The sequence below is a fragment of the Cryomorphaceae bacterium 1068 genome, assembly GCA_027214385.1.
GTDB lineage: Bacteria > Bacteroidota > Bacteroidia > Flavobacteriales_D > Cryomorphaceae > JAKVAV01.
Genome location: JAPVXR010000001.1, coordinates 644,002 through 666,266, shown reverse-complemented (window position 1 = coordinate 666,266; position 22,265 = coordinate 644,002). Strand labels below are relative to the sequence as shown.

Below are 22,265 nucleotides of genomic sequence, written 5' to 3'. Positions count from 1 at the left end.
GAAATTGAAGGAGCAGAAGTTGGCTTGAATGCCAATGACCTTATGGGAGATTGCTTTGAGCTTTCCAATCCTGTTCCTGTGACGGAGTACTTTACGGATGGTGGTGAAATCTCAACGGATGATGAAACAACTATCTGTGTCGGTGATGGAATTCCTGATCCGATTGACGTAACATTGGTTGGTGATCAAGGTCAGAATACGGCATGGGTTATCACTGATGCCGAATTAAACATTCTTGACTTACCAGCTGGACCTCCGTTTGATTTGGAAGGCGCAGGAACGGGTGTATGCTTGATCTGGAACTTAAGCTGGAGTGGAAATCTTGAAGGAGCACAAATCGGTGCCAATGCGGGTGACCTCTCAGGAGACTGCTTCGATCTTTCAAACTCAATTGAAGTAATCCGTGAAGAGTGCCCTGCTAACGCAACCAGCTACGAATTACAAACGGGATGGGCACCATTATTTTCTGTAGCCCCGAACCCAACAGCGGGATTTTCACAAATAACTTTTGAGACAAATGAAGACGTAAGAGTTACAATAGAAGTGTACGATATAAGTGGTCGCTCAGTCCAATCTTTATTTAATCAGGAAGCCTTGACCGGCCAAACTTATCGAATGGAGTTCGATGGTGAAGGTCTGCCTAACGGAGTTTACCTTGTGAGATTGACTAATGGAATAGAAACCAGGTTTTCGAAAATTTTGATCGCTCGATAACAGATCAAATCCACATCAAGGCCCTGCCGAAATTTTGGCAGGGCCTTTTTTATTTCTCTATGTGAACTTTAATCTCAGTCCCTGAGCTTGCAGAACGAATCTCAAAGGTACCTCCGAGTTCGGTACTTCTTTTTCTCATCGTATTCATTCCATTCCCGTGCGAAGAAGATTGTAAATCGAAGCCAACGCCATTGTCTGAAATCACGACTGAAAATGAATTCGATAGGACAGAAATTTTAAGCTCCACTAGAGTAGCATGAGAATATTTCGCAGAATTATTGATGGCCTCTTTCAAAATAAGTAACAAGTTCTTACGCTGGGCTTGATTCAACGCGGTTTGATAAAAATCATCATCAACTTGAACTTTGAAAACACATTCTCGCGCACTAAGGATTTCATACCCAAAAGAGCGTATTCGTTCTATCAGTTTATCGTTGGAATCGTTTCTCGGATTTGTAGCCCAAACCAAATCACTCATTGCGTTCAAAGTTTCTTCAGCACTTCGCTGAATATTCTTTAGCAACTCTGCAGCCTGATCCGTCTTTCCAGCGTTCAAATTTTCTTTGGCTGCATAACTGTAAATACCAATGCTACTTAATGAACTGCCTACATCATCATGCAGATCACTGCTGATTTTATCTCGCACCTCAGAGTACTCCGTTTGGATTGATTGTCTGCTTTTAAGTTCACGGATGTAAGAGTTTTGAGCTTCAATTCTTTCCAAGTCAGCTTCCTTTGCTTTAAAAAGCAGACCGCTATTAAATACGATCACTTCTATTATCACTCCGGTCATAGTGATTTCGAGAGGTGTTAGTATCATACCCGAACTATCAAAAACAAGAGGTAACATATTCGCAAGAAGATGGGACAGGAATGCCACAGAGCTTCCGATCACCAGAAACCAAGCCGTTCGTCTTCTTTGTCGAGCAATGCGGATTAAAGCATAAACATTGAAAGGGATTTGCACGATGAGCGCGATAGTCACCGGTGTCAATTTATCGTAATCATTCGGAATGTACAGAAGTAAAAACTGTGCTATCACGCACAGAGTCAAGATAAATATCAGGAAGTTGAGGTGTCGGTAAAGTTTTCTGTCGCGAGTTCGCAAATCCACAAATGAACTTGCAAACAGGACATAAAAAACAGATGGGATGATTAATAAAACGTGATTGAAATTATGCATGTCCGCTGCATCCACAACGGCCCATGCCTTGTTTTCTGAGTAAAAGGCACTAAAGCGTAAGTAGTAGTAGCAAAACACTGAGAAAATATACAGGACATAGTAAAAGTATACTCTCCTCCTTACCAAATACCACTGGATGAGTACGTACAAACACTGAAAAAGCAATATCCCACAAAAAAGCAAATACAAGTATCCTTCCCCACCCTTGCTTGGTCTGTACTTCATCTTTAACTCATCAAAGTACTTGTGGGTGGCGATCCGCGCATAAAATAAACGGGTCTTGGATATTTTAGAATTGTTTCTGATCGCCACAATTATTTCGGAAGAATTCCCGGAGAACAGCACGGGAACTACTCTCTGATTGTAATCTTCGAAGTAGTAATTACCAATGTCCTCAGAGCCTACCTTCTGTTCTCGTATGGTTTCTCCACCACTCCGCACAAAAACGGAAACACGAGAGTAACTGAGAACGGAAACTGCAATCGGATCAGTAATTGAGTCTACTGCCTCAATGCTGAATCTGAACCAAAACTGTCTCTTCATATTTTGCTTAGCGATGTACTCGCTTGCCTCTTCCAGCGAATTATCGAATGACATCTCCAGTACTTCATCCAGAGTTAAGTCACCCTCATGATCGATGAAGCATGAAATCTCAGACGCCATTATTGAATCCTGTACACTTTCGTGTACAATCACCTGCGCCGAAAGATCAGAAAGTGCGCATATGCAAAAAATGAAAAAGAAAGATTTAAAAGCCAATTTCACGGAAGAAAGATACAAGGCTTCATAGATATCGTTCAGGCTTTATATTATTCGCTCCTTCAGAGCTTTCGCCACAGCTTCACCCAGAGAGTGAACGTGCAGCTTCTCATACACGTGTCGAATATGGGTATTCACCGTATTGTAAGAGATATTCATAGTAGCCGCAATCATCTTGTAACTGCTACCGTTCACCAGTTCCGTCAAGATTTCCTTTTGCCTTACCGTAAGGCCATAATCCGGTTTATCCTCTTCCTTCTCGTCATCATTCTCGGAGTTCGGCATATTTCGAAAAAAAGCTAAGACCTTAGTTGCAATAGCCGGGCTCATTGGCGCACCACCTTGATAAGCTTCCCTTACTCCTTCGATAACTTTTTCAGGTGTCCCCTTCTTTAACAAATAGCCGGAAGCCCCTGCCTTCAGCGCATCGAAAATCATGGACTCATCGTCAAAAATGGTTTGCATCAAAATGGAGACTTCAGGAAATGCCTTTTTGATTTCTGATACAGCCTCTATACCTGTGACTCCCGGCATCTCGATATCCATTAAAATGACATCAGGTTTGGATTTATTTACTTTTTCTACCGAACGAGTAGCATCGGAAAAATCACCGACAAACTCCATGTCGGGCAACATACCGATTAGGTATTTCAAACTCATTCGACGGTCGTCGTTGTCATCGAAAACCGCGACTCGGATTTTAAGGGAATTAGACTCTGACATAGGAACCGAAAGGTAGGGCAATCTTAAGAAAATCTATATCACCAAACTACATGACGATAAAACGATTTTTTAATGCTCGCTCATGAGAAACACTTATATCTCACTAGAATTAGTGATCCCTCAATCATCTGCTTAAAGGTAATTTTGTGTCGATGAATCATTATATTTATACGACCAATATAAAAATGCCTTGAAGACTCTTACTTCAATAGAGTCCAAGGCTTAGTCTTTGAACCGATCAGTCATTTACCAATCAAAATCGCCATGAAAAAATTATCCATTATTCTAATCGGCTTTTTAACCAGTCTATTTGGTTTCACGCAAAGCCTCGACCCGGTCACCCTATCTACAAACGGATCTGTGGAAGTCATCGAAAAATCAGGAGATACCTTGTTTGTCGGTGGTAGCTTTTCGGAAATAGGCTATTCAGCTTCCTATGTGTCTTTGATTGACCCCGCTACAAACCTTCCTACTAGTGATGGTCCTTTTCTGAACTCATCGGTATACGCGAATATTTCGGACGGAGCAGGTGGCTGGTACATCGGTGGTTTTTTCACTACGATCAATGGAGAAACAACCAATCGTGTCGCTCATATTCTACCAAACTTATCGGTCGATCAGAACTTCGATTGCGAGGTGAATGGTTTGGCCGAAAGCTTTTTTCTAGATGGTAGCGATTTGTATATCGGCGGTTCTTTTACCACGGTAAACTCACTAACTGTAAATAGACTTGTTCGAGTTAATGCAACTACAGGAGCAATAGATGGCGGCTGGCTGCCCGAAGTATCTAATGGAACGGTAAACGACATTATTCGCGAAGGTGATTTTGTTTATGCAGGTGGAACTTTCAGCTCCATTGAGGGCACGAACGACAGACGGTACCTCACGCGCTTCTCAGTTACAACCGGACTAGCAGACGACTTCATATCAGTGAACAGCACGGTAAACGACCTACTTTTTGAAGACAACAATTTATACGTTGGGGGAGCTTTTTCAAGCCTATCCTATTTTAAAAGTCACTTGGCTTTTTTCAATGAAGGCGAACAGATTCCACTCTTTGATCGTGACGATGTGAATTCTACGGTTGACGTAATTCTGAGTGACGGAAATGGAGGATGGTATATCGGTGGCTCTTTCTTTACTTTTGGCTCGACCAATTCTACAAGACTCATCCACCTCAATTCTGACGGAAGTCTGGATACCGACTTTCAACCTGAAACGATCAATTCCACGGTCGCCTCTCTCCATTTGGACGGGAACGAACTTTACCTGGGAGGATCCTTTACGAGTATCGGAGGAAATCCCTTTAATCGTCTGGCGCGAATGGATGCTACGACGGGAGCAATCGATGCTACATGGCTTCCCAACCTTGCGAATGGGTCTGTTAACGCTATACGAACGTCACCTACTGAGGTCATTATAGGAGGAACGTTCACGACCATTAATGCTTCTAATAACAACCGTTACTTTGCCAGACTAGATCGAACAACGGGAGCAATAATTTCTGCTCCTTCTGTAAATTCAACGGTTCACGATTTTGAAGAGTCTTCAAATGGCGTATACCTTGCCGGAGCCTTTACCAATTCGGGTTATTTCCAACCCAACTTGGGAATAGTCGATGCAAATACAGCCCTGGCCGACCAGTCTTTCCCCGATGCCAACTCAAGCTCTCAGGTAATCATCGACGATGAAAACGGAGGCTGGTTTATCGGTGGATCATTCAGCACCATTGAAGGTCAATCAACCACAAGATTGACACACATCCTTTCCGACTACTCGATCGATCCTAATTTTAACTGTAGCCCCAATAGCACGGTAGAAGCATTATTTCTGGATGGAAACGACCTGTATATCGGTGGTAGTTTTAGTTCCGTAAATGGCGTCACCATTACCCGATTGGCAAAAGTCAATGCAACAGATGGAACTGTAGATGCCGCTTGGAATCCTGCGCCAAACAGTACAGTACTGAGCATCACCGACGCGGGAGACAATATACTTGCCGGTGGTTTCTTTACAGCCGTCGGAGATAGAGTTACAGACCGTTACATGGTTCGGGTAGGAAAAGCCTCAGGTGAAACTATCCAAACGCTCGCACCCAACAGTACCGTAAGCGCCTTCGAACCTTCGGCAGATGGGCTTTATGCAGGGGGATCATTTACGGAAGTGGGTTATTACCATCCCAATCTAGCTCGGCTATCGGGAAATTCAACCACACCAAACAGAGATTTCCCTACTACAAACTCAACAGTTTTAGGAGTCATAGATGATGGATCCGGAGGTTTCTACATGCACGGACAATTCACTCAAGTAGATGGGGTCAGCAAAACGCGAATAGCGCATATTTTACCTGACGGATCGGTAGACCTTGACTTTGATGCCAACATCAATAATACCGTTAACGACATATTCTTAGAAGGAAACGACCTCTACGTGGGAGGTACTTTCACCTCAATAAACAGTCAGTCAGCCATCCGCGTTGCCAAGCTCAATGCAATAACCGGGGAACTCGATACCGACTTTACTCCGGATGTTAATTCAACCGTTGAATCTGTCAGTTTTGACAATGGAGTCCTCTACATTGGAGGTTCTTTTACTCTTATCAATGGAATTACTCGAAATCGACTAGCAGCCCTTGATGCAAATGGCGACCCTACTGCTTGGGATCCAAACGTCAACTCGACTGTGTTAGAGATCAAATCCTTCAATGGCTCAATCTACGTAGGTGGTAGCTTCAATACAATCGGTGGAATTACCAGCAATAGAATTGCCGCAATAGATCCAATCACGGGCGCTCTGGAATCTTTTGACGCAGGAAGTGTAAACAGTACGGTAAATGATTTTGAATTTTCGGGCACCTCGCTCTTCATCGGCGGATCATTTACCTCCATTGAAGGCAATACGCGTGGCCGGATAGCCGAGCTCAATGCGAATACCGGAGCATTACAGCCATTGGATATTTCATTTAACTCAACCGTGGAAGACATCGCCGTTTCCGGTAACCTCTTGGGAATCGGTGGGTTTTTCACCACAGTAGATGGAGCTTCTCAACCCTATTTTGCGGAAATCGATATCAATACGAACACCCTAACCGATAGAATCCTTGGTTTAAACTCCTTTGTGTACGGCTTGAACTATGAGGGAAGTGATCTCATTTTGGTAGGGTCATTTAATTTGGTAGGATCCTCTCAGATCCAACGTATTTTGGAATACGATCCGATAACTGATGAGCTCACCTCCTTTAATGCAGGAACTGTAAACGGCTCAGTTGAAGCCATCCACCTTTTAGACGGAGAATTATTTATCGGCGGTTCCTTTACCAGTGTTAATGGATCTCCAAGACAAAGACTAGCTTCAATTGACCCGGAAACGGCAAGTGTAAATGCACTTGATGTCCAGTTCAATTCTACTATCCAATCGTTGGATAGCCAAGATGACAGATTATACGCAGCTGGATTCTTCACGACGGTCAATGGGAATAATGATAGAGGAGTTGTTGCCATCGATCTTACGGATGGCACTCTGGCAGATTGGGATGCAAATCCATCGGGTTCTATTGAGGTAGTAAAAGCTACCCCCGCAGGAATTATTTTGGGAGGATCATTCCAGTACCTCAATAATGTCGATCTCCAGCGGCTAGCTGAGTTCGATTTCGTCGAAAATAATATGTCCGTGGTATTTGACGGAAACATCAACAGCACCGTTGAAGATATTTTACTCGATGAAAACGATCTCTATCTAGCGGGATCATTTAGCCAAGTAGACGGTGAAACCAGAAACAGATTTGCCCTAATTAATACGAGTAACGGATCACTTGCCCCGTTAACGCTAAACCTAAACAGTACTCTGTTCAACCTCCATCTGGATGGAAATACTCTCTATCTCGGCGGAAGCTTCACCACAGTAAATGACATTGAACGAGGACGTGCTGCTTCTTATGATCTGGATACAGATCAGCTCACGGATTGGAATCCAAGATTCAACAACACCGTAAATTCAATTGGCTCTGCTGGCTCAATGGTTATCGTAGGAGGAGCCTTTTCGGCAATAGGTGAAACACTAAGAAATAGATTGTTATCCTTTTCAATTCCTGACGGAAACCTCAATGATTTAAGTATCGACATTTTCTCTGGTTCGATCAATTCCATGGACATTGATCAAAACGATCTCTACATCGGAGGAGGCTTTACTACATTGAACGGCGAGTCACGCCAAAGGCTCGCTTCTCTAAATAAAACGACGGGAGTACTGAACCCACTTTCATTGGAAATCAACAATGCGGTCAATGATGTTGATGTGTTTGGTGATGAGCTCTTCTTTGGAGGTAGCTTTACTCAAATAGACGGTAACGAGGCTTTTCGTGCCGGATCATATGATCTGATCAATCAGCAACTAGGAAACTTCAACCCAAAACTAAACAGTGTAATTAGAGACATCACAGCAGGGCCATCAGGAATCTTTATTTCGGGAGACTTTACCCGCCTTGGTTTTGAAAGCAGACAGAATTTCGCTGCTGTTAGTGCTTCAACTTCAGAAATTCTTGACTTTGCCTCAGCAGGAACATCATTCGGTTCAGTCAAAGCTATTGCTGTTAATGGCGACGCCGTTTATATCGGTGGTAACTTCTCCTTTTTCCAAGGTGAAAGCCGAAACGATTTGGCCGCCATTTCAAGAACGGACGGAAACTTGCTCCCTTTTAATCCTGATATGAGCGGATCTTCGGTAGAGACACTTCTACTCGATGGAAATATGCTCTATGCGGGTGGACTCTTTACAGCAGTTGGCGGAACCCCAAGAACCAACCTTGCCGATATAAACGCTGCAACGGGGCAAGTCGGAACGATAGATCTTGGAACCAACAGTACGATTTATGACCTGGAAAAATCGGGGTCGACCTTATTTCTCAGCGGAAGCTTCAGTGAAGTGGACGGTGAAACAAGGTCTAGAATTGCAGCCATAAACACATCGAACAATACGCTTCTCGATTTTGATGGAGGCGCAAATTCGAGCGTATTCGAGATTGAGCTCGACGGAAGTCTCCTTTATGTTGGTGGAGATTTTACGACTATCGGAGGAATTAGCAGGGCTCGACTTGCTTCAATCAGTACTACCGATGCGGCAGTATCCTCTTGGAATCCAAATTTAAATGGACGTGTCCGAAGCATTGAAATCGAGGAGAATTACCTCTTCGCAAGTGGTGACTTTTCACTCATAAACAGCGAAGCCGGTGGAAGGCTCACATTACTAGACAAAAATAGCGGTGATATTCTTTTGGGCTTTAGACCGATCCTGAACAGCACCGTTGTCGACGTGCTCTATGACGACGGTAAGCTCTACACTGGTGGGTTCTTCACACAGATAGGATCTAACTTTAATCATCCAAGGTTTGCGCGCTGGTCTGTTCCGCCTCCGGGCTCAGTATCCTTTGATGCTGATATCGTTTCAACTACTGACTTCAATGGTTTTGATGTGGCCTGTAATGGTGATGCCACCGCGGAAGTAGAAGTTTCTGTGAATGGAGGAACCGCCCCATACACCTATTTGCTTACCAATAACGCCGGCACTATTTCCAGAACAGGGTCACTATCCTCTTCTTCTGAAACTGCCACCGAGTCGGATTTGCCTGCAGGCAATTACAACTTGACTGTAGAAGACAATACTTCTGGTTTGGCTTTGGCGAGTATCAACATCACGGAGCCAGTAGCATTGAATGCTGATTTGGATCAACTCGATGATGTTTCAACACCCGGCGGTACTGAAGCCTCGCTCGAAATTGACATTGACGGTGGAACGCTACCCTATGACTACTCATACTTAATTGATGGCTCAGGACCTGTTACGGGACAAATCACTTCAAACGACACTCCGACTCTTTTAGAAAATCTCGGTGCAGGAAACTATGTTTTCAGCTTCGTTGATGCCAATGGTTGCGCCACCCAGTCATCCATTGCAATAGACGATTATGTTCCTGTAGAAATCGCTCTGACTATTTTTGATGAAATCACCTGCAACGGTGACTTAGACGGGAGAATCCGCATCCTGGTGTCAGAAGGTTTAGCTCCTTATGACTACGTTTTGGACAGCGATGACGATACCTTTGATAGAACGGGAACAATTGGCTTCAGTGGTCAAAGTGCCTTCGAGAATGATCTCGGACCTGGTGAATACACCGTTTCAGTAACTGATGCCACCGGTGCAGAAACAACCGCAGGACCAATCACACTTTCAGACCCTGAAGTATTTACAGCAGTAGCTACGGTTACTTCAAACGTCACATTCTTGGGAGCAAATGATGGAGAAATTCTTTTGACCATTTCAGGAGGTGTTCCGAACTACTTTTATACGTTCACTCGCGATGGTAGCCCATATTCCAGCGGCTCCACGTCAAGCTCAACCGATGATGTACTCAATCTGCCTGTCGGTGTCTATGTTTTCACACTGACTGATGCGAATGGATGCCAATTCGTAACAGATCCGGTTGAAGTTTTGGAAGGTGTTGATCCATGTGCTGACTTGGGTGGCGATGCCGATAATGATGGTATTTGCGATGACCTCGACCCTTGCGTAGGTGAGTTTGATGCCATCGGCGTTTGCAACGGGGATTGCGAAGCCGATGACAATAACAACGGAATTTGCGACGATGAAGAACTGGGTGAATCAACTACCCTTCTTTGCTCAGATGGAATTGACAATGATGGAGATGGATTTGTGGATTGCGATGATCCCGAATGCCAGGAAATCAATAACAATCTTGGATGTCTCACCTGCTTCGGCGATGGCCTTTCTTTTGCTGATGAAGTGCTTGACTACGAAAATACTTGTTCGTCAAATGGCCAAACAGATCCTGATCTAGCTTTGGGAGTGCCCGACTTTGTTTCAGGAGCCAACAATTACGTTTCTCTGGGAAGAGGATCTATAACTCTAGGATTCACGAACAACACATTAATCAACTCAGGAAATTCAGATCCCGATCTATTTGTTTTCGAAATAGGCTCTGCAGTGGAGGGCTCAACCATAGAGTTAAGACCATTGAATGCTGAGACTGAAAATATCCTGATCGCTCAAGGTGTCCCTGATGCAGATGGTGATGGTTTTTACGACTTGGGTTCTATTGGAGGATCAACAGCGTCTGTAGACATTGATGTTCTAATCGGTGATTTAGGTTTCAACTCGGTTCAATTTGACGCCATACAGATTACCGATCTTCCCGGTAGTTGTAGCGGATCTACTCCTGGAGCTGACATAGATGCAGTATGTGCCTTATCCAGTCTACCATGTGTGATTGGTGCATCTTGCGATGATGGCAACCCGAATACTGAAAACGATATTTTCGACTCTTCTTGCAATTGCGTTGGGACACCGATTTGCTTAGCGGATGCTGGAAGCCTCAGCATTGTAAATACTAGTATCGAATTGGATTCTCCAGAGGTATTGGTTTCTGCCACCACAAATGGAGATGCCGTTGTCCCTTCAGGATTCTCTACGCTCTACCTCCTTACCTCAGGTACTGGACTGATAATTGAACAAACAAACGGATCACCAAACTTCATGGTGGATGCGACAGGACTCTACACTATCCATACTTTGGTTTACAACGCCAATCCTGCTGATCCAGACTTCCTCGACCTTTCTGGAATCATATTCGGAACAACGCCGGCGTCGGAAGTATTGGACCAAATTAACGACAGCGACATCTGTGCTTCACTTGATGTGGACGGAGCAGAAGTAAACGTAATTCCTTGCGATGAAGGAGATACCGATGGAGACGGATTCTGTGATGATGTAGACCCTTGTCCACTTTTAGCTGATCTAGAAAATGGTGATAGTTGCGGGGCAAATGGTACGGTAATAAACTGTGAATGTATTGAGGTGTGCCCTATCGTATTGGGATCACCATCAATAGAGTGTGTAACTGAAACAGCTGGAAACCTCGATAACTATACGGTAACCATTCCTTACACCGGATTGGCTACGGGAGCAACGATTTCCTTAGGAAACTCCACCAATTGCACCAATAACTTTATTGAGATTTCAGGTGATGATCCCACTTCTGTCGCTGATGGAGCGATCATCCTTACCTCGTCAGAAGAAATTTCTTGTTGGAGCATTTCCATCCAAAGCCAAAGTTGTGATGTGATCCTCGAAGGAGACGCTCCTTCTTGCGATCCCGGAGTGGATTGTCCGCTATTGGGCTTAAACAATGGCGATGCTTGCGGTACAAATGGAGAAGGTACTGTAGTAGACTGTGAATGCCTTCTCCCCGACTGTAACGGAACACTCGGAGGAACTGTCTTTGATACTGACGGCGATGGAATTTGTGATGATGTCGATAACTGTCTCAATACACCAAATGACAACCAAGCAGACCTTGACGGAGACGGAGAAGGAGATGCTTGCGACAACGACATTGACGGTGACGGTACAATAAATACCGCCGACTGTGCGCCTCTTGACCCGAATTTCTCTACAGAACAAACGTATTATGCCGACAATGATGATGACGGATTCGGAAATCCCGACGATTCGCAGATAGCCTGTGTGCCACCGACCGGCTTTGTTGATAATGACGACGACTGCGACGACGACGATGAAAACATAAACCCCGATGCTCAAACATTGACCTTTGTCGGAATAGGGAATTTCACCAATTCAATTCTCGACCCTCAAATAGGGAGTCCGAGTACGGTCTACACCTTCTCGGTCATCTACACTGATGCCACAGGTACATTACCTCCCATTGGCTTTCCGAGAGCTGTTCTGGACTACGAAGGAAACGGAAACTTCACCAATGGCAATGACCGCACCATTTTGCTCACTCCTGCGAACAGCAATGATCTGAATACGGCAGATGGTAAATTGTACACAGGAACGATCAGCAGCCTCACAGCCGGGAGCAACTATACGGCACGAATCAGAGTGGCAGATGGCGATTGCGTCACGGAAATCGGTCCGTTTGATTACCCAGATGTTCTCACCGAACCTGATTTGGAAATTTTTGCGGACGATATCACATTCAGCAATATTAATCCTGATGTCTCTTCGATTCTTGAAGTTACAGCAATGATCAGAAACGCTTCTGATCTACCTGCCTCCAATTTCTCGGTAGATCTTGTCAACCAGTTTGATGAAAGCATCGACTATCCGGAGATAACTGTGCCATTTATCCCTGCCAACAGCTCACTAGCCGTGACTTGGGAAATTATCACTCCCGATGTGCCCGCTTGGTGTCCGATGGAAGTTTTCGTTGATAATACCAACGTGATTATTGAATCAAATGAATTAGATAATCGAGCCATTCGCCCGTTTGTGAATGGAGACTTTGAGGTTCCCGGCGATATCATTGCCGATGTGAACGTTTCACCGGCAGTTCAAGAATCAGCAAATGGAAACACGGTTACAATTTTCGGTTTTGCCGAATACATTGATACGGCCATTCTTCTTGACGATCCGAGTGTAGCAGGAGGAACTGTAACCCTTGAAACCGATCAAGGCGCCACTTACACCGGCCTCACAAATTCTCAAGGATATTTCAGCATAACGATTCCCGCACCTTTAACACCCGGAGTATACACAGTCGATGGGGAAATCACCGACTTTACCCTTACGGGGGACTTTACCGTTCAATTCGAAATCACCGAGCCTGTGGTGGTTTGTCTACCTGATTTAAGGCCTTTTATCAATCTGGTTGAATCACAAATCTTCGTAGGAGAATCAACCGAGGGAACGGTAACGGTAATCAATCAAGGATGCGCGCCTTCAGGAATATCGACGCTTCTTGACTTAACACAAACAGGCGGCACACCAATTCTATCTGACGAAATTGTTCCACCTCTGCAACCGGGCGAAAGTGTAAGTTATGACTTAGTTGAACTTACTTTTAATACAGCCGGTAGCTACGTAGCTTGTGGAACAGCCGATGCTAATTTTGAAGTTGTTGAATCGAGCGAATCAAACAATACGGATTGCGACCAAATTCTTGTTGTACCGCCATTGCCAGATATTTATTCAACAAGTGGTCCGTTCGGAAGCGCCTTCTTGTGTGCGAATCCGGCAAATCCAACTTTCAACATTACGAATGGAGGCTATGTTCCAACGGGCCCCTTCGATTACGAAATAGATGCTTCGTTGAATGGAGCTTTACAAGCGACTTTCACAGGAGAGGTGTCAAACTTGAACGCGGCACAGAGCACGCAAGTTTCCATTCCTTTCGCATATGACCAACTCGGTAGCTACACCTTCCAGATACGCTGTGATGTACCACTACCAAATGGACAAGTAGTAGAAATCAGCGAAACGAATAATGTGAGTAATTACAGCAGAACTATTCTTGAATGTCAACCTGACCTGACTGTTTTGGGATGTCGACAACTGGAAGTGGATCCGGTAGACCCTGCATTCCCGGGACAAGTGACCTACGTAGCCCAAGTGAGAAACGTTGGAAACGCAACTGCCGAAGCACCTATTGATTTTGAATTCCAAGTGTCGAATGGAGACATCTATCAAGTTGAAATAGATGAGGACATTGCTCCCGGTGCACAATTTGAAGTGACCGCTTCGGCTCCAACCGTACAATCGGGTTCGGAACTACTCACGGGTGCTGTTGACCCTGAAGATCTTATCACTGAATTTTCAGAGAACAACAACAGTTACGCAGATTCGCTTTGCTGGGAGTTTGCTCCTGTCCCAAAATGTGGGACGGACTTCTGGAACTCCACTTTTGCTCCCAACCAAACGACTGTAGTTTCGGTAGGACTAGACGTGGATCACCTATACAAAGCATCGCAGGCGGTAGTGCGCTTTGAGGTAGAAGGGCCTGGAATAACAGGCACAGCACTTCTGGGCGATGTAGCTGTCGAAAATGCTGAAACGACTTGCAGCTGTCCATATGTGGTCAGCTTACCAAACAGCTTCCTTTTCACGGAAGTGGGTACGTACACGTTTGTTTTCACCGCTGACCCCGAAGGTGATTACAGCGAATGCAATGAAGACAATAATATATTGGAAGTAGAAGTAGAAGTAACTACCCTACCCGACTTGCGCATACTCTCTGAGTTTATCAACCCAACCGTTCTCAATCCTGCCTTGAACGAGTCCGTATTCTTTGATGTGACGTACGAAAACATTGGCGTTTCAAATCCCGAAGACGAGATGAACCTACGAGTTTTGGTTGATGAAGAGGAATTGGGAATTTTTGAAAATGTTCCCGGATTGATTTCCGGAGAAAACACCACGATAGCGTTCCCTGTTCCTTACTCAACTGAAATCGCAGGTGCTCATATCGTAAGAGCCGTGATTGATTCTGACGATGAAATCGATGAGTCAAACGAGCTGAACAACGAGGCTACCAGAGCCATCGTAGTGGGTGAAGCTGCCAATTTATTCTTTGAGGTTTTTCAACCGGATGATGCGTCACCTGCAATCGGTCAAAACATCTTGATCGACGCCGTGATCGGAAACAATGGCGCTTTGGATGTGAATGCAGATGTCCTTTTCTCCTACGTGAATAATTCGGCCGATACCATTCAAATAGGTTCACTCCCTGTAAGTGTTCTCACTGGAGGAAGTCAGGCTATTTCACTTCCGTGGAATGTGCAAGACAACAACACGACTCTCTTAGGAGAAATCGTAAATGCTTCTGAAATCGAGTTCAATTACGACGACAATTTTGCTTCCGCCGAACTGGGAGCATTTGATATCCTCATTACTTCAATCGCTTTCTGCGAAGGTGAAACCAGTGGTAGCTTAATGGCTTCGGCTGAAGGTGGAAATCCACCGTACACATTTAGCTGGAGCAATGGATTCATTGGTGAAACACTCGAAGCAGAGCCGGGAATGTATAGCGTGACAGTGACCGATAACGAAGGATTTGAAGCCACAGCTTCGGGAACTATCGGCATTGACGAAACGTGTGTGGAGCCCGTTTGCGACATTAGCGCCATTAGCTTTACGGTAGCTGACAATTGTGATCCAATCACAGGCCTGTTTGACGTAAGTCTGACTGTAGCTTACGAAAACCAACCCGATATCGGATTCATTTCCGTGAATGGACAAGACTTTGGAATTTCGGGAAGCCCACAATCATTCGATTTTGAAATCGCCGAAGGTGCCGTCAATTTTGACGTTTCCTTTACGGAAAACGAAGACTGCTCTCTCTTCATTATGACGGGTGTGATCATCACTCCTTGTGAAGAAGATTGTGAAGGCGTGTTCGGCGGAGACGCCCTACCAGGCTCGCCATGCGTGATCGGCGGAGAAAATGGATTCTACAACGAAAATTGCGAATGTATTCCTCAAGTGGAATGCTCACTTATCGTGAATTCGTTTGATATCACCGACAACTGTGATCCTGAAACGGGACTCTACACTGCATTCGTCGAACTGAGCTACAACAATGCTCCGATCTCAGGAGTACTCGTAGTGAATGAAGTTGAATTTGAAATCACTGAAAGCCCGCAAACAGTCAGTCTCGACTTGGTGGCTGGCCAAGTGGTATTCGAAGCCTTCTTCAGCGAAAACCCTAATTGCAATACGATTCTCGACACGGGAATCACTCTTGAAGCTTGTGAGGAAGATTGCGAAGGAGTCTTTGGCGGAACAGCCTTACCAGGTACTCCATGTGAATTGGCAGGAGCGGTTGGAATCTACAACGTCGACTGTGAATGTATCCCCAATACGGGTTGCACGGCCTATGGAGGAACGATATCTACACAAGACCCGATGGCCGTTTGTAAAGGCGATGGGAATCCCGATCCGATTTTTGTCGATCTCGAAGGAGCCGTTGGCGAAAACAGTATTTGGGTGGTTACCGCAGCCAATGGGCTAATCGTAGACATCACCGAAGAAAATGTCTTCGACTTTGAAGAAACCACCGGAACGGGAATCTGCGTGATCTGGCACCTAAGCTGGGACGGAGAAATCTTCGGATTGGAAGTAGGTGAAAATGCCTTCGATCTGGAAGGAGACTGCTTTGACTTGTCAAATCCATTGGAGATTTTCGAACTGTACGTAAACGGTGGTGAAATCAGTGTCGATGGTGAAACAACTTTCTGCACCGACGATGGCGAATCAGATATCGTACAAGTCACTGTAACTGGAAATGTAGGACCTAACGGCAGATTCCTGTTGACCGATTCCGACCTCAACGTTCTTCAAACTTCCCAAACAGGTTTATTCGACTTCGAAGGAGCTGGTGAAGGCCTTTGCTTGATTTGGTATGCCGCTTACGGAGGTCCAATCACTCTGCCCGAGTCTGGAACCAACGTTGCGGATATCGAAGGCTGCTTTAGCCTTTCCAATGCGATCGAAATCGAAAAAGAAGAATGCGACGATCCAATCATAGCTGATTGTGACAACTGGAGATACTTCCTGAGCGACAATACAAGCGACGGCAGCAGTGACATCTACGAGGTTGTCTTGGATGATGAGAATGGCCAAGCCCAAATGACATTATTCAAATCACTTGAATACCCCGTTCACATTGCCTACAACGAATCGGGTGATGAACTCTACTTGGTGAGAAGCAGCTCAGGTTCATTCCGAACCTTAGATGTAAGCGCACCTGATGGTGCCATGTCGGCGGAGATTCCTTTGGACATCTCACTATCAGGTGTGGTTACGACTACCTTCGATGCCAGTGGAAACTTCTATATCGGTGCTGAAAGCGCACAAGCGGTTTACACTGTAGACCGGGAAACGGGTGCTACAGCAGAATATGCCGATGCTGCAATAGCTGGTGGAGACATTGCCTTCGGAACGGATGGCGAACTCTATCACTTGACCCGAGACAACGGTGGCCGAGCGATCAAAATAGACCCTGAAGGTGACAACGAAGACTTGGGAAGTGTTCCCGATTTGGTTACTGGTTTAGCCGCTAGAAATGATGGGAATTTGATGATCTCAACCAAAGATCGAAGTCGACTTTATGTGGGAGACACGGATGCCATGTACCTCAACAAATTCTACACATTGGTATTCGAAAACGAAGTCTTCACCATGAGCAATGGAGATATGGCTTCGGGATGTGCTGACAACGAGCCTAGTCTTCAGTCTTGTGAGCTTCAAGCTTATTACTACGCCAACCATGGCCCGGGAATTAGCGGAACGGACATCTACGAAGTTGAGTTTAGCGAGAATGAGGCTGAATTGACACCCGTCATGAACTTGTCTTATCAAGCGCACATTGCACATAGCGATGACGAATCCAACACGCTTTACTTCGTGAACGCAAATGGAAACTTCGTAGAGCTCTACGATGCAGCCACAGCCACGATAACGCAAGTTGCCATCGATGGAGATATTAACCAGCTGTATGCGGTAGTTTTCAATCCAAATGACGGATTGCTGTACGTTGGTGATGACAATAACAACGAAGTATATACTATTGACCCAATCACGGGTGAAACGCAATTCTTTGTTGATGCACCGATAAGCGGCGGTGATCTAGCTCTGTCAGATGGTGATCTATACTTAGCAAAACGCGATAGTGACGACCTATTCAAATTAATCGATGGAAGCTTTGTAGACATCGGGTCCATTCCTGATGAAGTGAATGGAATGAGTTCTACTGAAATGCTAGATCAGTTGATGGTCGCTTCTGCTGAAACGTCAATCTTCAGTCGAATCAGCAATACGGACGGTGGTTTGATCGCTGAGTATACGGCTACGCTAGACGGCGAAGTATTCACCTTGTCGAATGGCGATTTAACTTCGGGATGCTTGGATCCAAACTTGGAACCACAGTGCATGTACCAGCTCTTTTATGCGCACAATGGCAGCGATGGGGTTAATGCTCTGCTTTCGCTTACGGCGAATGGTGAAGGAGGTTTTGATGCGGAAGAACTGGCCATGAACATTGGAAATGCGCACATTGCTGTACTGCCAAATGGCAACGAACTATTCGTCGTGGACGGTTCAGGAACCTTTAAAGTGTTCAACCTATCATCACTGACCTTTGGTGAGGAGATAAACATCGCAGCGGCTGACGGAAACATTACAGGAACTCCGGCAGCAGTTGCCACTCCTGGTGGATTCCTAATTGTGGCGTCTTCAAATCGCAGCCATGCTTACTTGGTGAATCCTGAAACCGGTTTTGCATCAGAGATTGGCAGAGAAATACCGGTAAACGGTGGTGACTTGGTGTTTGATGACGATGGAATACTTTGGTACATCAATCGAAACACAGGAACTTTCTACGATGTCTATGGAGAAGATGAATTCTCTGTTCCACTTGGCGATATCAACGGAGCTGCCCTACTCGATGATGGTAGTATTCTATTGGCCGAAGGAAACGAGGAAAACATCATGTATGGAGTAGATATGGAAAGCCAAGCTTTGAACGGCGCAGAATACACAGTTCCGGTAGAACTCTACTGGGGCGACCTTGCCGGACAATGCTTGAATATGGCATACCTGTCTGAATCTGCTAATGATGTGGCTGATGCTCCAAAAGGATGGATCAAGGCATATCCTAATCCAAATGATGGTGTAGCCACTGTCACCTTCCGCACGTCGACTGATGGAGAAACAATGGTAGAAATCTTTGACATCGGTGGAAGAAAAGTAGATCAGATTTATAAAGGTGACGCAATTTCAAATCGCGATTACCAAGTAGAATTGACCAGACCTGATCTTCCCGATGGTATCTATATTTTCAGACTTACAAACGCCAACGAAACGATGATCGGCAAGTTCATTATATCGAAATAACAACAATACCGACTACACCACATGTAGTCGGTATTAACTAATTCAAAGGTATTTTTTGATAGTTCATCGAAGAACACTATCTTCCGCTCGATTTATGGATTTATACTTCCGAGCGAGTTGAAAAAGCTTTTGATTTTGTTCGGATAACCAATCATTTTAACCAATTAAGGCCCTGATTTATCGGGGCCTTTTTTTGTGATCAAGAGAGAACCCCATTCTGCATTCTCGATAAAAAGCAGACTCATCTCTCATCTTCGCAATAATGATCAAGACATTTCGTCATCTTTGTGTACGCGCATCCATGAAGAAAATCACAGCTATAGTCGGGATTGTTGTCTCCAGTATTTATTTACTCAACTTTACAGTTGGTATTTGGGAGCTTCCTGACAACCTTCCCATCATTGGCAACCTCGATGAGTTTGCTGCGGCTACCCTTCTCATTGCTTCCTTGAAGTATTTCAATATTGACTTGACAAGCTTTTTAACTCGGAAGAAAAAAGAAGAGGAGAAAGATCAAGTCCGAAAGGATAAATAAAACGTCGAACTTATTTTCCTATTTCGCTCTCGAGAAGAGTTTCAGATGTTACTCACTGAGCAGGGAAATCGAAAGAAATACTGATCATTTCTATCACTACCTGATCCCGTTTTCTAATACGGACATCCGCTAGCGGGCCTCAATTAAATATGGCCGTTTATTTCTCAATTCAATTGAAATAAATTTCCTAATTGACAAATGCTTGAAAACAAGCATAAAACGCCCATAAAAAGGAAAATACCCTGAAAGAGGTATTGTCCAAACTATGCACCGCTTCTACATTTGCCACCGTTATTAAGAATCAATTTAAATAAAAATAAGCAGTGATAAAGCGTATTCTCCCTATCCTATTATTCGGCGGTTTGGCCTTAACATCTTGCAACGATGATGACGAAGATGGCAACAATCCGGGGCCTCAATTAACCATCCCTTCGGAGTATTTGGCACCGAACTACGACGCCAATGTAGTTACCGAGAATACGGTAATGAATGAATTTGCCGACATGGTTGCAGCACTTAATGCTGCTGAGGCGAATGCCCAAGGAGGGACGACTATAGAGTCTATTTCTTATCCCATAAACCTCGAGGCGGTTACTCTGCCCAGATATAGCACGCTAGTAGATGAATGGCTGACAGAATTAGTTAATGCCGCAAACTCCCCTACCCCGTTTCAAAACCCGGGATCTGCCGGCCAGCCGATACCTGGTGAACAAGGCGGCCTTTTAGGAACAAGACTTCTCGATGAAAATGGATTGGAACTGGAGCAAATGATTGAAAAGGGTTCATTCGGTGCGGCATTGTACCACCATGCCCTTAAGATTCTTAGCGCCGATACCATTAGCGCAAGCGATATAGACAGGCTGGTAGAAATCCATGGAACTGAGGTTTCCTTTGATCCAGCCTCGACTAATGCTGCAGCATTGTACGCAGCCAGAAGGTCCAATCACGATGCCCAAACAGGATTCTATTATGACATACGCACAAACCTTATCACCGCAAAATCAGCCATAGAGGGGGGAAGCGCCTTCAATGACATTCGTGACGAGGCCTTCAATGATTACCTCCTCAACTGGGAGAAATCAAACTTTGCTACGGTAATTTTCTACTGCGAAGCCACTAAAAATTTATTGCAAGAGGCTTCTCAACTGAGCGGTGAAGAAAGAGAGATTAAATTGGGAGACGCTCTTCACGCCTATTCCGAAGGCGTTGGGTTCACGCATGGTTTCAGAGGCTTAAGCCAAAAACAAATCACGGATGAAGAAATAGATCAAATCTTAGCGGACCTATTGGCACCTGAAAACGAAACACCTGAAAGCTATCGGTTCTTAAATGAAGTCTCTCTGATTGCAAACTTGGATAAAATTCAAAACGATATTCAATCGATCTATGGATTTACCAATGAAGAAGTCTCGGGGTTTCACGTCAACAATAATCCATAATTGAAGAAACTCATTATCCATAAACAGGCTGTGCAATGCAGGCGATCATTTAGATGAAAAGAATGTATATGACTTTTGAATTCAACAGAACGAGATCTTTCAGAATAATTGCTTCCGTGCTGCTGACTTCAGTAATATTGGTTTCTTGTAATGACGATAATGAGGAAGACAATATCCCTGGTTCCGACTTCGATCGGAAGGCTATGCTCGAGGATGTCGGGACGGATCTGATCGTTCCTAATTTTGAGGATTTGCAGTCTAGCGTCAATACGCTTTCAGAAGCGGCAATCGAGTTTACCCAAAACACAAATGAGGAAAACCTGATTGCGATTCGATCTGCTTGGGAGGAAGCTGTAATCGATCATCAGCACTGTTCGGCATTTGGCTTCGGCCCGGGAGAATTACTACTAGGACCCTACGCCACTGTTCTGGGAGTTTTTCCTGTAAGTGAAGAAAAGATCGAGGCGAATCTCCTTAACCCCAACTTCGATCTTCCCAATAGTTTCGATCGAGATGTACGAGGATTTTATGCTGTCGAGTACCTGATCTTTGGAAATGCACAGACCAATGCAGAAATCGTTGCGGGTTTTGATCAGAATCGCAAAGACTACTTGCTCCTTGTCTTAGGCGAATTGAAGTCTTCATTCGACGGTATTGTTGCGGAATGGAATGAATCCTATTTACAGTCCTTTATCAATAACGACGGAACTTCTGCGGGCAGCTCCATTTCGCTTTATTACAATGCCTTTATTAAAGACTACGAAAACATTAAAAACTTCAAAGTAGAGCTACCCGCAGGTCTTTCGGCAGGTCAACCTGCGGCAGATGGAAGTTTGGTGGAAGCCTATTACAGCGGTATCTCTTCTGAATTGATTACCGCGCATTTCGAAAACTCAAAAAACATCTGGTTTGGCAGATCGCGCAGCGGAATGGAACTAATCGGATTTGAAGAATACTTGCAATCCGTCATTGGCGGCCCTGATTTGGTCCAGACCACCACCGAATCTATTTTCGAAATCGATGCGGCCATTGCAGACTTATCCGAAGGATCTCTCTCAGAAAATATTACTAGCCAAGAGGTAGAAATCCTTAGAGACAAGCTACAGTCGAACACGTCAAATTTTAAGAGTTCCATGAGCTCTTTACTCGGAATCAGCATTACTTTCAACTCAGGCGATGGAGATTAAAGTCTGTCTCCCCACAAAGTCCA

7 protein-coding genes are annotated in these 22,265 nt (G+C 44.7%); 5 read left to right on the top strand and 2 right to left on the bottom strand.

What is annotated here, in order from left to right; translation table 11 throughout:
• Positions 1-714: T9SS type A sorting domain-containing protein (locus O3Q51_02735; GenBank protein ID MCZ4407710.1), on the top strand; the 714-nt coding region annotated here is incomplete at its 5' end.
• A gap of 49 nt (positions 715-763) precedes the next feature.
• On the opposite strand, the gene O3Q51_02730 is transcribed toward O3Q51_02735, so the two are convergent.
• Entirely contained in the window at positions 764-2,560 is a 1,797-nt protein-coding gene (locus tag O3Q51_02730; GenBank protein ID MCZ4407709.1) for a histidine kinase, read from the bottom strand.
• A gap of 141 nt (positions 2,561-2,701) precedes the next feature.
• Positions 2,702-3,379, bottom strand: coding sequence for a response regulator transcription factor (locus O3Q51_02725; protein MCZ4407708.1), 678 nt, complete (start codon positions 3,377-3,379; stop codon positions 2,702-2,704).
• A 264-nt stretch (positions 3,380-3,643) separates the two neighbouring features.
• On the opposite strand from O3Q51_02725, the gene O3Q51_02720 reads away from it, so the two are divergent.
• From O3Q51_02720 to O3Q51_02705, 4 genes are all read left to right on the top strand, one after another.
• Positions 3,644-19,081, top strand: coding sequence for a T9SS type A sorting domain-containing protein (locus tag O3Q51_02720; GenBank protein ID MCZ4407707.1), 15,438 nt, complete (start codon positions 3,644-3,646; stop codon positions 19,079-19,081).
• Positions 19,082-19,382: 301 nt separating this feature from the next.
• On the top strand, positions 19,383-19,616 hold the full coding sequence (locus O3Q51_02715; GenBank protein ID MCZ4407706.1) for a hypothetical protein: 234 nt from the start codon (positions 19,383-19,385) through the stop codon (positions 19,614-19,616).
• Positions 19,617-19,939: 323 nt separating this feature from the next.
• Positions 19,940-21,055 (top strand): hypothetical protein, encoded by a 1,116-nt coding sequence (locus O3Q51_02710; protein MCZ4407705.1) that lies wholly within the window; start codon positions 19,940-19,942, stop codon positions 21,053-21,055.
• A gap of 68 nt (positions 21,056-21,123) precedes the next feature.
• On the top strand, positions 21,124-22,242 hold the full coding sequence (locus O3Q51_02705; GenBank protein MCZ4407704.1) for an imelysin family protein: 1,119 nt from the start codon (positions 21,124-21,126) through the stop codon (positions 22,240-22,242).
• Positions 22,243-22,265: the final 23 nt, after the last annotated feature.